At 44.0% G+C, this 14,467-nt stretch carries 9 protein-coding genes, 9 tRNA genes and 3 rRNA genes; all 21 read right to left on the reverse strand.

From position 1 onward, the window contains the following. Nucleotides 1-88: 88 nt before the first annotated feature. Nucleotides 89-164: transfer RNA gene (locus MUN88_RS05140), tRNA-Ala, on the reverse strand. A 19-nt stretch (nucleotides 165-183) separates the two neighbouring features. After that, nucleotides 184-260: transfer RNA gene (locus tag MUN88_RS05145), tRNA-Pro, on the reverse strand. Between the two features lie 4 nt (nucleotides 261-264). Beyond that, nucleotides 265-341: transfer RNA gene (locus tag MUN88_RS05150), tRNA-Arg, on the reverse strand. A 6-nt stretch (nucleotides 342-347) separates the two neighbouring features. Continuing rightward, nucleotides 348-436: transfer RNA gene (locus MUN88_RS05155), tRNA-Leu, on the reverse strand. A gap of 47 nt (nucleotides 437-483) precedes the next feature. Next, nucleotides 484-558: transfer RNA gene (locus MUN88_RS05160), tRNA-Gly, on the reverse strand. 25 nt (nucleotides 559-583) lie between these two features. Next, nucleotides 584-668, reverse strand: a tRNA-Leu gene (locus MUN88_RS05165). 9 nt (nucleotides 669-677) lie between these two features. Then, nucleotides 678-753: transfer RNA gene (locus tag MUN88_RS05170), tRNA-Lys, on the reverse strand. A gap of 9 nt (nucleotides 754-762) precedes the next feature. Next, nucleotides 763-838: transfer RNA gene (locus tag MUN88_RS05175), tRNA-Thr, on the reverse strand. A 3-nt stretch (nucleotides 839-841) separates the two neighbouring features. After that, nucleotides 842-917 (reverse strand) — tRNA-Val (locus MUN88_RS05180). A gap of 7 nt (nucleotides 918-924) precedes the next feature. Then, nucleotides 925-1,041, reverse strand: a 5S ribosomal RNA gene (gene rrf, locus MUN88_RS05185). 139 nt (nucleotides 1,042-1,180) lie between these two features. After that, nucleotides 1,181-4,092 (reverse strand): 23S ribosomal RNA (locus tag MUN88_RS05190). 215 nt (nucleotides 4,093-4,307) lie between these two features. Further along, nucleotides 4,308-5,870 (reverse strand): 16S ribosomal RNA (locus tag MUN88_RS05195). Together the 16S, 23S and 5S rRNA genes with 9 tRNA genes alongside form the textbook arrangement of a ribosomal RNA operon. Before the next feature lie 440 nt (nucleotides 5,871-6,310). After that, the gene (gene lysS / locus MUN88_RS05200; RefSeq protein ID WP_244721703.1) at nucleotides 6,311-7,792 is read right to left on the reverse strand and encodes a lysine--tRNA ligase; all 1,482 of its coding nucleotides are present in this window, start codon (nucleotides 7,790-7,792) and stop codon (nucleotides 6,311-6,313) included. A 349-nt stretch (nucleotides 7,793-8,141) separates the two neighbouring features. Continuing rightward, the gene (locus MUN88_RS05205) at nucleotides 8,142-8,375 is read right to left on the reverse strand and encodes a helix-turn-helix domain-containing protein (protein ID WP_244721704.1); all 234 of its coding nucleotides are present in this window, start codon (nucleotides 8,373-8,375) and stop codon (nucleotides 8,142-8,144) included. Beyond that, entirely contained in the window at nucleotides 8,327-8,854 is a 528-nt protein-coding gene (gene folK / locus MUN88_RS05210) for a 2-amino-4-hydroxy-6-hydroxymethyldihydropteridine diphosphokinase (protein ID WP_244721705.1), read from the reverse strand. The genes MUN88_RS05205 and folK overlap by 49 nt, the downstream gene beginning before the upstream one ends. Nucleotides 8,855-8,856: 2 nt before the next feature. Continuing rightward, nucleotides 8,857-9,219, reverse strand: a complete 363-nt coding sequence (folB, locus tag MUN88_RS05215; protein WP_244721707.1) for a dihydroneopterin aldolase — start codon at nucleotides 9,217-9,219, stop codon at nucleotides 8,857-8,859. Beyond that, nucleotides 9,212-10,048 carry a dihydropteroate synthase gene (gene folP / locus MUN88_RS05220; protein WP_244721709.1) on the reverse strand — a complete coding sequence of 279 codons (837 nt, stop codon included), beginning with the start codon at nucleotides 10,046-10,048 and terminating at the stop codon, nucleotides 9,212-9,214. Before folP ends, folB begins: the two co-directional genes overlap by 8 nt. A 555-nt stretch (nucleotides 10,049-10,603) precedes the next feature. Further along, nucleotides 10,604-11,530 carry a cysteine synthase A gene (gene cysK / locus MUN88_RS05225; protein ID WP_244721711.1) on the reverse strand — a complete coding sequence of 309 codons (927 nt, stop codon included), beginning with the start codon at nucleotides 11,528-11,530 and terminating at the stop codon, nucleotides 10,604-10,606. 95 nt (nucleotides 11,531-11,625) lie between these two features. Then, nucleotides 11,626-12,543, reverse strand: a complete 918-nt coding sequence (locus MUN88_RS05230; protein ID WP_244721714.1) for a peptidylprolyl isomerase — start codon at nucleotides 12,541-12,543, stop codon at nucleotides 11,626-11,628. Nucleotides 12,544-12,555: 12 nt separating this feature from the next. After that, nucleotides 12,556-13,428, reverse strand: a complete 873-nt coding sequence (hslO, locus tag MUN88_RS05235) for an Hsp33 family molecular chaperone HslO (RefSeq protein ID WP_244721717.1) — start codon at nucleotides 13,426-13,428, stop codon at nucleotides 12,556-12,558. 18 nt (nucleotides 13,429-13,446) lie between these two features. Further along, nucleotides 13,447-14,226, reverse strand: coding sequence for a type III pantothenate kinase (locus tag MUN88_RS05240; protein ID WP_244721720.1), 780 nt, complete (start codon nucleotides 14,224-14,226; stop codon nucleotides 13,447-13,449). Between the last annotated feature and the right edge of the window lie 241 nt (nucleotides 14,227-14,467).

Here is a 14,467-nt window from a genome sequence, read left to right on the forward strand (position 1 = left end):
TGACTTGCGCTCGCTTCTATAAGCTAGCTTGTTTATTAATTCATACTGGTTGTTTTGTTCAGTTTTCAAAGATCAAACACACAAAAAATGGTGGAGCCTAGCGGGATCGAACCGCTGACCTCCTGCGTGCAAAGCAGGCGCTCTCCCAGCTGAGCTAAGGCCCCACAAATAAAATTTGATTAATGGTCGGGAAGACAGGATTTGAACCTGCGACCCCTTGGTCCCAAACCAAGTGCTCTACCAAGCTGAGCTACTTCCCGATAATGGCGCGCCCGAGAGGAGTCGAACCCCTAACCTTTTGATCCGTAGTCAAACGCTCTATCCAATTGAGCTACGGGCGCTATACGTGGTGCCGAGGGCCGGACTCGAACCGGCACGGTGGAAACCCACCGCAGGATTTTAAGTCCTGTGCGTCTGCCAATTCCGCCACCCCGGCAAGGAAATACATTCTAACCACCTGGCAAACTTGGCGATTAAAAATCCTGGAGCGGAAGACGGGATTCGAACCCGCGACCCCCACCTTGGCAAGGTGGTGTTCTACCACTGAACTACTTCCGCATAATTATAAAATTAAGAAAATGTATGGTGCGGGTGGAGGGACTTGAACCCCCACGTCGAGAGACACTAGATCCTAAGTCTAGCGCGTCTGCCAATTCCGCCACACCCGCATAAATAAATGGTGAGCCATGGAGGATTCGAACCTCCGACCCTCTGATTAAAAGTCAGATGCTCTGCCAGCTGAGCTAATGGCTCTAAGATGAGTGGTGCCGGCCAGAGGACTTGAACCCCCAACCTACTGATTACAAGTCAGTTGCTCTACCAATTGAGCTAGACCGGCTAATGGTGGAGGATGCAGGGCTCGAACCTGCGACCCCTTGCTTGTAAGGCAAGTGCTCTCCCAGCTGAGCTAATCCTCCTATGTATGCCTGGCAACGTCCTACTCTTGCAGGGGCGCGAGCCCCAACTACCATGGGCGCTGAAGAGCTTAACTGCTGTGTTCGGCATGGGAACAGGTGTGACCTCTTCGCTATCGCTACCAGACTCTTTTTTCAAGGACAAGATATATTATAACTCACAATGCATATGGAATGCAAGAGTTTTTTTATACTTTTTATACCTTGAAAACTAGATAAGACAAGAGACAGACATCAACGAACCGTTGCACATCAGAAACATTTGTATAGATAAGTCCTCGATCTATTAGTATTCGTCAGCTTCACATGTCACCATGCTTCCACCTCGAACCTATCAACCTCATCGTCTCTGAGGGATCTTACTCACTTACGTGATGGGAAGTCTCATCTTGAGGGGGGCTTCATGCTTAGATGCTTTCAGCACTTATCCCTTCCACACGTAGCTACCCAGCGATGCTCTTGGCAGAACAACTGGTGCACCAGCGGTGTGTCCATCCCGGTCCTCTCGTACTAAGGACAGCTCCTCTCAAACTTCCAACGCCCACGACGGATAGGGACCGAACTGTCTCACGACGTTCTGAACCCAGCTCGCGTACCGCTTTAATGGGCGAACAGCCCAACCCTTGGGACCGACTACAGCCCCAGGATGCGATGAGCCGACATCGAGGTGCCAAACCTCCCCGTCGATGTGGACTCTTGGGGGAGATAAGCCTGTTATCCCCGGGGTAGCTTTTATCCGTTGAGCGACGGCCCTTCCATTCGGTACCGCCGGATCACTAAGCCCGACTTTCGTCCCTGCTCGACTTGTAGGTCTCGCAGTCAAGCTCCCTTCTGCCTTTGCACTCTGCGAATGATTTCCAACCATTCTGAGGGAACCTTTGGGCGCCTCCGTTACATTTTAGGAGGCGACCGCCCCAGTCAAACTGCCCACCTGACACTGTCTCCGAACCGGATCACGGTTCTGGGTTAGAAGGTCAATACAGCCAGGGTGGTATCCCACCGGCGCCTCCACGTAAGCTAGCGCTCACGTATCTCAGGCTCCCACCTATCCTGTACAAGCTGTACCAACATTCAATATCAGGCTACAGTAAAGCTCCACGGGGTCTTTCCGTCCTGTCGCGGGTAATGCGCATCTTCACGCATAGTATAATTTCACCGGGTCTCTCGTTGAGACAGTGCCCAAGTCGTTGCACCTTTCGTGCGGGTCGGAACTTACCCGACAAGGAATTTCGCTACCTTAGGACCGTTATAGTTACGGCCGCCGTTTACTGGGGCTTCGGTTCAACGCTTCGCTAATGCTAACGCATCCCCTTAACCTTCCAGCACCGGGCAGGTGTCAGCCCCTATACTTCGCCTTACGGCTTCGCAGAGACCTGTGTTTTTGCTAAACAGTCGCTTGGGCCTTTTCACTGCGGCTTCTCGCAAAAGAAGCACCCCTTCTCCCGAAGTTACGGGGTCATTTTGCCGAGTTCCTTAACGAGAGTTCTCCCGATCACCTTAGGATTCTCTCCTCGCCTACCTGTGTCGGTTTGCGGTACGGGCACCCTTTTCCTTGCTAGAGGCTTTTCTTGGCAGCGTGAAATCCGGAACTTCGGTACTATATTTCCCTCCTGATCACAGCTTGTGATTGCCAGACGGATTTGCCTATCTGACTCACTTACTGCTTCAACGCACACATCCAGTGGTGCGCATTCCTTATCCTTCTGCGTCCCCCCATCACTCAAACGGAATTGGGTGGTACAGGAATATCAACCTGTTGTCCATCGCCTACGCCTTTCGGCCTCGGCTTAGGCCCCGACTAACCCTGAGCGGACGAGCCTTCCTCAGGAAACCTTAGGCATTCGGTGAAGAAGATTCTCACTTCTTTTTCGCTACTCATACCGGCATTCTCACTTCTAAGCGCTCCACCAGTCCTCACGGTCTGACTTCGCTGCACTTAGAACGCTCTCCTACCATTGATCGTAGATCAATCCGTAGCTTCGGTGATACGTTTAGCCCCGGTATATTTTCGGCGCAGCGTCACTCGACCAGTGAGCTATTACGCACTCTTTAAATGATGGCTGCTTCTAAGCCAACATCCTGGTTGTCTATGCAACGCCACATCCTTTTCCACTTAACGTATACTTTGGGACCTTAGCTGACGGTCTGGGCTGTTTCCCTTTCGACTATGAACCTTATCACCCATAGTCTGACTCCCAAGGTAATATGATTGGCATTCGGAGTTTGACTGAATTCGGTAACCCGGTAAGGGCCCCTAGTCCAATCAGTGCTCTACCTCCAACATACATGCCTTGAGGCTAGCCCTAAAGCTATTTCGGAGAGAACCAGCTATCTCCGTGTTCGATTGGCATTTCACCCCTACCCACACCTCATCCCCGCACTTTTCAACGTGCGTGGGTTCGGGCCTCCAGTCAGTGTTACCTGACCTTCACCCTGGACATGGGTAGATCACACGGTTTCGGGTCTACGACCACCTACTAAAACGCCCTGTTCAGACTCGCTTTCGCTGCGGCTCCGTGTCTTCCACTTAACCTTGCAGGGGATCGTAACTCGCCGGTCCATTCTACAAAAGGTACGCCGTCACCCATAAAAGGGCTCCGACTACTTGTAGGCACACGGTTTCAGGTTCTCTTTCACTCCCCTCCCGGGGTGCTTTTCACCTTTCCCTCACGGTACTGGTTCACTATCGGTCACTAGGGAGTATTTAGCCTTGGGAGATGGTCCTCCCGGATTCCGACGGAATTTCACGTGTTCCGCCGTACTCAGGATCCACTCCGGAGGAAACACATTTTCGACTACAGGATTGTTACCTTCTATGATGGGCCTTTCCAGACCACTTCGTCTAATGTATTTCTTTGTAACTCCAAAGGAGTGTCCTACAACCCCAAAAAGCAAGCTTTTTGGTTTGGGCTAATTCCGTTTCGCTCGCCGCTACTCGGGAAATCGCGTTTGCTTTCTCTTCCTCCGGGTACTGAGATGTTTCAGTTCCCCGGGTCTGCCTCATTTATCCTATGGATTCAGATAAATGTTCTACTCCATGACGAGCAGAGGGTTTCCCCATTCGGAAATTCTCGGATCAAGGCCTACGTACGGCTCCCCGAGACATATCGGTGTTTGTCCCGTCCTTCATCGGCTCCTAGTGCCAAGGCATCCACCGTGCGCCCTTCTTCACTTAACTATACTTACTTTATTTCAATGAAAAGCGAGTTGGTTATTGTTTGATGTCTTGTCATCAGTTTCGTTTCCACAGCTGTCAAGCAGTTGCTTCCACGTCCTGATTACTCTTATCTAGTTTTCAAGGTACAAGTTCAAGAGAGTATTGATCTCTCAAAACTGAACCAAACAACCAAGTATGATTTGTCACCTTGTAAAAGGTGTTCCTATAATCCTTAGAAAGGAGGTGATCCAGCCGCACCTTCCGATACGGCTACCTTGTTACGACTTCACCCCAATCATTGGCCCCACCTTCGGCGGCTGGCTCCAAAGGTTACCCCACCGACTTCGGGTGTTGCCAACTCTCGTGGTGTGACGGGCGGTGTGTACAAGGCCCGGGAACGTATTCACCGTGGCATGCTGATCCACGATTACTAGCGATTCCGGCTTCATGCAGGCGAGTTGCAGCCTGCAATCCGAACTGAGAATGGTTTTATGGGATTTGCTTGACCTCGCGGTTTCGCTGCCCTCTGTACCATCCATTGTAGCACGTGTGTAGCCCAGGTCATAAGGGGCATGATGATTTGACGTCATCCCCACCTTCCTCCGGTTTGTCACCGGCAGTCACCTTAGAGTGCCCAACTTAATGCTGGCAACTAAGATCAAGGGTTGCGCTCGTTGCGGGACTTAACCCAACATCTCACGACACGAGCTGACGACAACCATGCACCACCTGTCATTCGGTCCCCGAAGGGAACTCCCTATCTCTAGGGACATCCGAAGATGTCAAGACCTGGTAAGGTTCTTCGCGTTGCTTCGAATTAAACCACATGCTCCACCGCTTGTGCGGGCCCCCGTCAATTCTTTTGAGTTTCAGCCTTGCGGCCGTACTCCCCAGGCGGAGTGCTTAATGCGTTAACTGCAGCACTAAGGGGCGGAAACCCCCTAACACCTAGCACTCATCGTTTACGGCGTGGACTACCAGGGTATCTAATCCTGTTCGCTCCCCACGCTTTCGCACCTCAGCGTCAGTTACAGACCAGAGAGTCGCCTTCGCCACTGGTGTTCCTCCACATATCTACGCATTTCACCGCTACACGTGGAATTCCACTCTCCTCTTCTGCACTCAAGTTCCCCAGTTTCCAATGACCGCTTGCGGTTGAGCCGCAAGATTTCACATCAGACTTAAGAAACCGCCTACGCGCGCTTTACGCCCAATAATTCCGGACAACGCTTGCCCCCTACGTATTACCGCGGCTGCTGGCACGTAGTTAGCCGGGGCTTCCTCGATAGGTACCGTCAAGGTGCCGCCCTGTTTGAACGGCACTTGTTCTTCCCTAACAACAGAACTTTACGATCCGAAAACCTTCTTCGTTCACGCGGCGTTGCTCCGTCAGACTTTCGTCCATTGCGGAAGATTCCCTACTGCTGCCTCCCGTAGGAGTCTGGGCCGTGTCTCAGTCCCAGTGTGGCCGATCACCCTCTCAGGTCGGCTACGCATCGTTGCCTTGGTGAGCCGTTACCTCACCAACTAGCTAATGCGCCGCGGGCCCATCTGTAAGTGATAGCCAGAGGCCATCTTTCAACATTCCTTCATGCGAAGCAATGTATTATCCGGTATTAGCCCCGGTTTCCCGGGGTTATCCCAATCTTACAGGCAGGTTGCCCACGTGTTACTCACCCGTCCGCCGCTCGTTCCACTAACGTCCTCCCGAAGGATTCAGTTAGCTTCCCGCGCTCGACTTGCATGTATTAGGCACGCCGCCAGCGTTCGTCCTGAGCCAAGATCAAACTCTCAATAAAGTTGACTTGCGCTCGCTTCTATAAGCTAGCTTGTTTATTAATTCATACTGGTTGTTTTGTTCAGTTTTCAAAGATCAAATTGTTTCGCTGTTTTTTTGACAGCTTTAATAGTTTATCATCTATTAGGATCAATGTCAATAACTTTTTTGAAGTTATTAGAGATGAAATTGTTTTGTCGTTTTTTCGCGACAACTTTTATATCATATCAACTATTGAAGGTGATGTCAACAACTTTTTAATAAAAACTCTGAAGTTGTTGGCGATAAAATTGTTCTGTCGTTTTCAGCGACGTTTAATAATATACCACATCTATTTAAATGGTGTCAATAAAGATTTATAACTTTTTTATTTTATGTCTTTTATAGCTTAATATACGGATGGAATTCTCCGTTGTACATATTAAAAACAATTGAACCCCCCTGTTACAGGAGGGTTTTCTGTTATTTATTACGCATTTGCGGGAAGAGTAAGACATCTCTAATAGAAGGAGAATTCGTTAAAAGCATTACTAATCGATCAATACCAATTCCTAATCCACCTGTTGGCGGCATACCGTATTCTAGTGCTTCTAGGAAATCTTCATCCATTTCATGTGCCTCATCATTGCCCTGTTCTTTCTCTTTCACTTGTGCTTCAAATCGTTCTCTTTGGTCAACCGGATCGTTTAATTCAGAGAAAGCATTCGCATGTTCTCTTCCTACAATAAATAGTTCAAATCGGTCTGTAAAACGATCATCCTCTTTATTCTTTTTAGCAAGAGGAGATATAGCCACTGGGTGTCCGTACACAAATGTTGGCTGTATTAATTTGTCTTCTACTTTTTGTTCGAAAAACTCGTTAACAATGTGCCCATATGTCATGGTATCTTCAATGTCTACACCATGTTCTTTCGCAAGTGCTTTTGCTTCTTCATCTGTTGTTTTCTTCCAGAAATCTACGCCAGTATATTCTTTAATGGCATCTACCATATGGAGTCTTGTCCAACTTGGCTCTAAATTAATTTCCTCTTCCCCATACATAATCGTAGCAGAACCTGTTACTTCTTTCGCAATATGCGCGACCATATTTTCTACTAACTCCATAATATCATGATAGTCAGCGTATGCTTCATAAAGTTCGATCATTGTGAATTCTGGGTTGTGTCGAGTTGAAACACCCTCATTACGGAATACACGACCAATTTCATAGACTTTCTCCATACCACCAACAATTAATCGTTTCAGGTGTAATTCAATCGCGATACGCATATACAACGGGATATCAAGCGCATTGTGATGGGTTTCGAATGGACGTGCAGATGCACCACCCGGAATACCGTGCATCATTGGTGTTTCTACTTCCAAAAATCCCCTGTCGTCTAAATAACGACGCATGGATTGAATAATTTTACTACGAAGTATAAAGGTATTCTTGCTGTCCATATTTGTAATAAGGTCTAAGTAACGTTGACGATATCGTTGTTCAACATCTTTAAGGCCGTGGAACTTTTCTGGAAGGGGACGAAGAGACTTTGTCAGAATTGTGAATTTGTTTGCTTTGACTGAAAGTTCTCCTACATTTGTTTTGAAAACTGTTCCTGTAACTCCAACGATATCTCCTAAATCTGCTGACTTAAATATTTCATATGCTTCTTCTCCGATTCTATCTTTGCGTACGTATAATTGGATTTGGCCACTTAAGTCCTGAATATGGGAGAAACCTGCTTTTCCTTTGCCTCGTTTCGTCATAATACGACCAGCGACAGTTGTTTCTATTCCTTGTTCTTCTAACTCTTCCTTAGAAAACTGATCATAACTCTCTCTTAATTCTTCCGCTAGATGTGATCGAACGAATTTATCACCAAAGGGATCAATTCCTTGTTCACGATAACTGTGCATTTTTTCCAAGCGGACACGCATATGTTCGTTAAGTTCTTCGCTCATAATTTTCACCTCAAAAAGTATGGTATATGTTATATATCAAAAAACTGCCAGCAACCTACTGGCAGTATCTCATTCATGATTAGTATAGAAAAGGAATGCCTGTGTGTCAATGTTTACACTCTTCGGAAACTAGCGTTTATTGCTCTATCTACGCGCCCCGTAATCGTACAATAGTTCTTTAATTCCTTTATTGACCTTGTTTGCACAAATAATTACGTTTCTGTCGCTCCTATTAACCCTTTACATACTAATCAGCACGTCTCCATTACCGGAAACTCGCTCATCTTTCCATTTAATTATACGTTCGTTGTATAGCTAGCACTAACCAGCAGTCTTAATATGACCTATGTTACACCTGCTTGTTATCCTCGAAATCTTTGGTGCTAGGTTGCAATTCCTCCAAGGAAACATTTAAATGTTCTGCAATCAGTTCTAGTTTTTGTGTAGTAGGCATTTTTGTGCCCCGTTCCAATTCTCCCAATTGTGATACGGAGATGCCAAGTTCATCTGCTAAACTCACTTGTGTATAGCCTTTTAATTTTCGAAAGGCTTTGATTCTCTTACCCCATTTGTTTGTTGCCATCTTACTACCCCTTCTTTATCTTGTACAGGTAATGTTGTTAAAAGTTCCGATACTGTTTGATCGAAATAGGTGATATACAAGTATGGGCGTATATCTGCTAATGGTATTAATACAAACGCTCTTTCTTGTAGACGTGGATGAGGTAAAACAAGTCGTTCTGTCTCCACCTCTTCCTGATCGTATAGTAATATATCAAGATCAATGGTTCTTGGCCCCCACCTTATTTCACGCCTTCTGCCCAGTTTTCTCTCTATCCGTTGACAAACATCTAAAAGTAATGTCGGCTCAAGCTCTGTTTCAATTTCCAACACCATATTAAGAAATTGCCCTTGCTCCACGAAACCAACTGGATCAGTTTCGTAAATTGGAGATTGATGTGTTACTTGAATTTTATCATGATTTGCCAACAATTGAATAGCCTTATTTAAATAAGAAACTCGTGGTTGAATATTAGATCCTAATGCAACATATGCCTTCATCTTTAATTGTTCTCCCGAAATATTTCAATTGCCACTGATTCATAGTGTCCTGGAATCGGCGGATCTGGTTTAACTACCTTCACCGTGCATGCATGTAATGATGAAAAATGTTTAAACAACTCAACAGAAAGATCCTCAGCCACTTTCTCCACCAAATTCTGCGCGGGCCCTTCTATGACATCTTTAGTGACTTGATAGACAAGACCGTAATCAATAGAGTATCGCAAATCATCTGTTTCTCCAGCCTTTTTCAGATCCCTCTCTAATATTAAATCAACTTGAAAACGTTGACCGAGTTTTTTTTCCTCAGGGAATACTCCATGGAAACCGTAAAATGACATTTTGTTTAGATATATTTTATCCATTGTGATCGACACCTTTCCCTAATAGCTTGTCCATCATTTTGACCATTCTTACATGCAGCTTCACATTGTGGACCCGGACAATCTCACATCCTTTAGTCATACCGAAACATACCGTTGCTCCTGTTCCCTCATCACGTTGATCGACTGGTAAATCTAAAGTTTGTGCAACAACGGATTTTCGTGAAGTTCCTAACAATACGGGGTAGTCTAATTCACGTAATTGCTCCATATCCTGCATCACTCGAATGTTCTCCTCATACGTTTTGGCAAAACCTATCCCTGGATCAAGAATAATCTGTTCTTTTTTCACTCCTGCCTTCAGCGCTATTTCAATGCTTTCTGCTAAATCAGACAGCACGTCATCCATTAAAGACGTATAAGTAGGATCCAAACGATTATGCATTAATACAATAGGCACATCAAACTCTGCGGCAACTCGAGCGATCTCAGGCTCTCTCTTCGCACCCCAAATATCATTGATTATGGATGCTCCAGCTTCCACTGCTTTTCGTGCAACATTCGCTTTCCATGTATCGACTGAAATCGGAATTTTAAGCTCTTCGGATAACACCTTTATAACAGGAAGAATTCTTTCTATTTCCTCTGCTTCGGAAATCGGAGTATGACCCGGTCGTGTTGATTCACCACCAACATCAATAATATCCGCACCATCTGCCTCCAGTGCTTTTGCCTGTTGAACTGCATCTTCAACAGTAGCGTAACTGCCGCCATCAGAGAATGAATCCGGCGTTATATTAAGAATCCCCATTATTAATGTTTTATCTTGATAATAAAAGGTTTTTTGTTCTGTTCGTAATTCTTTTTTCATGATAACCCGCCCTTACGAAGCAATGTAAAAAAATCTATTCATAACAAAGTATTATAGCATATTTATGTATGAAAAGTTGAGACCCTAACCAAAAAATATCAGCAATTCTAAAGGCCGTCCTGTGTAATGGCGACTTATTCCATGACCTATATCCGCTCTAACGCAAAAGGTCATGGAGCAACAGAGTAAATATCCTGAAGGACAGGTATAACGCTTAAACCATACAAAAAAACCAGGCTAAACTCATCCGTCACTAACTAAGAAAAGCCACCTATAATGTGGATTGTGTTAACTATTTTGTGTTAATTTTGAAATGATTCATGCGCTGGGATGCCGCTCCGGCCAACCAATTCGCGTCCTGCTGGGCCTATTTCCTGAACTTTGCTTAGCATTCCATATCTCAAAATAACCACATTGCAATAGTGCACTTAACATAATCCACATTATAAGAACCAAAACTTCCATTTAGAGCGTGATTCTCTTTTGTCATTTGCCTTAATGATTGTAATGCTAATAAAAAACGATCATCAGCAAGGGATGATCGTTTTTGTTTCTTTATTTTTCGTCAAATTGATAAAGTGGTGTAGATAGGTAGCGCTCTCCGTTACTAGGAATAACCGCTAATACTTTCTTCCCTTTACCAAGTTGTTTCGCTACTTGTTTAGCTGCATAGATTGCTGCACCAGAAGAAACGCCTCCAAGTACACCGTCTTTACATGCTGCCTCTCTTGCTGTTTCATATGCTTGGTCATTGGAAACCGTAATAACTTCATCATACACTTCAGTATCCAGCACTTCTGGAACAAAACCGGCACCAATACCTTGAATCTTGTGAGGACCTGGTGTACCTCCTGATAAAATAGCGGAATCTGTTGGTTCTACAGCATAAATCTTAATGTCTTTATACTGATCTTTTAATACTTTACCTGCACCAGTAATCGTACCACCTGTACCAATACCAGAAACAAACGCATCAAGCTGACTGCCCATTTGTTCTACTATTTCCTTACCAGTAGTACGTGCATGTACTGCAGGGTTAGCTACATTGTTAAATTGCTGCGGCATGAAATATCCGTTCTCTTTCTGTAATTCTGTCGCTTTCGCAATTGCGCCTTTCATACCTTCAGCACCAGAAGTTAAAATCAATTCGGCACCATATGCGCGTAATAGGTTACGACGTTCCATGCTCATAGTATCTGGCATTACTAAAATAGCTTTATAACCTTTAATTGCTGCTACTAACGCAAGACCAATACCAGTGTTACCACTTGTTGGTTCAATAATAGTGTCGCCTTCTTTTAAAAGTCCATCTTCTTCAGCTGCTTCAACCATCGCTAGTGCAATACGATCTTTTACAGAGCTGCCTGGATTCATAAATTCTAGCTTTAAGTAGATATCTGCACCTTCCGGATCTGCTGTACGATTTAATTTCACAATTGGTGTATTGCCAATCAATTCTCCAACATTTTGAGCTACCTTCATTCCAGTTCCTCCTCAAATCCAAGTAAAATTATTGGTTTTATATACAATGTACATGAAACGGCATTCATTGTCAACCCATTTAATGGTAAGCATCACTAATTATTAGCATTTTTATATGTCAAATTTACTCCTGTTTGTTCCCATAAACTTTCGGCATCTATATTTTTCTCCAGTTGATCGAGCGCTAGATCCTGACGTACTTCCTGGAAGGCCTCTTCATAGCTTAATTCAATAGCTGGTAAATGCTGATGGAGGTAAATGACCGCATATCCATTATCCATTAATTGTGGCTCACTGTATTCTCCTGGTGACAATTCGGTCGAAACATCATAATATTCACCCGGAATAAAGCTGCTGGTCTCTGAATAAAATCCTAAATAACCGCCATCCGACGCTGTGTCCTCGTCAATGGAATGTTCTTTAGCTACTCCGCTGAATGATTCACCGTCTTCAAGCTTGGTCATCACATACTCTGCTTCCTGTTCTGTAGGGACGAGAATATGGGAGATCTGTACCATATCCTCAAATTGATATTGTCGTTTATATTCATTAAAATAGGTCTCAATTTCTGATTCAGGTACCTCTACATCCTTCGTTATAAGTTCTTGCAGATAGTACCGATATTCAATCTGTTCTGTCCACTGATCGACTTTATCAGCTTTCTCCTCTTCTGATAATACCCCCTCCATCACCAACATTCTTGCTATTTCTCGTTCAATGATTTTAGGTTCGATGGAAAGATCTTGTTGTTTCGCTAATTGAAAAACGACTTCACTATCTACCATGTTGTGCAAAACCTCTTCGCCATGCTGATTAATTAGCTCATTCAGCCAGCTCTGATAATTGATATCCGTATTTCCTACTTCTGCTAATGGCTTATTACGATCGATTTCTCGATCTGACATGACAAGCTGATCTGAAGAATTGTTGTTGGACATTAGAAGCACCGTACCTATATTAGTGAGTAATAACAGCAGAATAATCGACCATAATACCAGACGTGAAACTCTCAACAAATACTCCCCCTATTGCGTCTTTAATGTACGCAGCTCATCAATCGTAAATGTGTATGTCTCATTACAAAAGTGACAATTTGCTGTTGCGCCGTGGTCCTCTCTAATCATCGCATCAATTTCTTCGTTTCCTAAACTTTGAATGGCTGTTTCTAACCTTTCCTTTGTACAAGGACAGGAGAACTTCACATCCATACGCTCATGTATCTTGATATTCTCTTCACCTAGAATCGTCTCCAAGATTTCCTCTGGTGTTTTTCCATCACGAACCATAGTCGAGATCGGAGGAACGCTTGCTATACTTTCTTCAATTCTTGCAACGGTCTCTTCAGAAGCACCCGGCATCATTTGCACGATAAAACCTCCAGCAGCAAGTACACTGTGATCCGGATTCACTAATACTCCTGCGCCAACTGCAGATGGTACCTGTTCTGAATTCGCTAAATAGTAAGTGAAATCCTCACTGACTTCACCAGAAACGATGGGAACTTGTCCTGTAAAGTTATTTTTTAAACCTAGGTCCTTAACAACGCTTAGTGTCCCCTTCGTTCCAACCGCTCTCTTTACATCTAGTTTATCCTGATCATTTGATTCGAAATCGACATGTGGGTTTATCACATAGCCTCGGACCTCCCCTTTGGCATTTGCATCAGCAATAATTGCCCCGATCGGTCCCTCTCCTTCTACTTTCACCGTCAATTTATTCTCGCCCTTCAACATAGCTCCAAACATCGTGGTAATCGTGATACTTCTGCCTAATGCTGCCGTTGCCGTTGCCCATGTATCCTGACGTTTTCTTGCTTCTTCTACTGTGTCAGTTGAACGAATCGCATACGCTCTAACTTCTCCTTTAAATGCAGTTGCTTTCAGTAAATAATCATTCATGACTGAACTTCCTTTCTCTCATTCAAAATCTTTTTCATTCGTTCGGTATATTTCATATAATCCTTTTAATGTTAAATACGGATCAACTATATCAATAACTGAAGAATCTTTAGCAATTAATGTAGCTAGTCCACCAGTCGCGATGACTTGAGGTGATCGGCCAATTTCTTGTTTAATACGATTTACTACTGCATCTACTTGTCCTACATAGCCAAAATAAACACCTGATTGCATCGCTTCTACTGTTGAATCACCTAACACATTAGCAGGTTTTTTTAACTCAATCTTTGGTAATTTGGCAGCATTTTGATACAATGCTTCGAGCGATATATTAATACCCGGCGTTATGACACCACTTACGTATTCATTTTTTTCATTAATATAACAGTAGGTAGTAGCTGTTCCGAAATCAATAATGATGCTCGGTGATCCATACTCTTTAATTACTCCTACAGCATTAACAATTCGATCGGCACCTAACTCTTTAGGATTAGGATACTTCATTTTCAAATATGGATTCACCTTATCATCACCTATCACCATTGGATTACAATGGAAATACTTATCTGCCATTCGTTGTAAAGCAAACAAAATAGGTGGCACTACAGAAGAAATAACAATTCCATTGATATCAGAAAATCGCAATCCTTCATGCTCTAATAACGATCGGATAAACATAGCATATTCATCCTCTGTTTTATTCTTATCGGTCTGCATCCGCCATTGAAACGTTAATTTTTCTTCACGAAACACACCTAAGACGGTATTGGTATTTCCCACATCTATTACAAAGATCATAGCTTCCTCCACAATAGTTTATTTAGTATACTTATCTTCATATTGTATAGTCTTTTTACTATCTGTCGCAAGTTAATTGAATTTTTACAGCATCTTATTTTTTCCTCAAAGAAGGTTTTGATGGACTTACAGCTATTATCACTTACCAACTCAGCATCAGGTATATCCCTGCAATAAAATCAACTATACCGACCGTTACCTTCAACGGACAGCATATCATCATTTCCCAGGCAATGAAAAA

This window comes from Gracilibacillus caseinilyticus (genome assembly GCF_022919115.1).
Taxonomy (GTDB): Bacteria; Bacillota; Bacilli; order Bacillales; family Amphibacillaceae; genus Gracilibacillus; species Gracilibacillus caseinilyticus.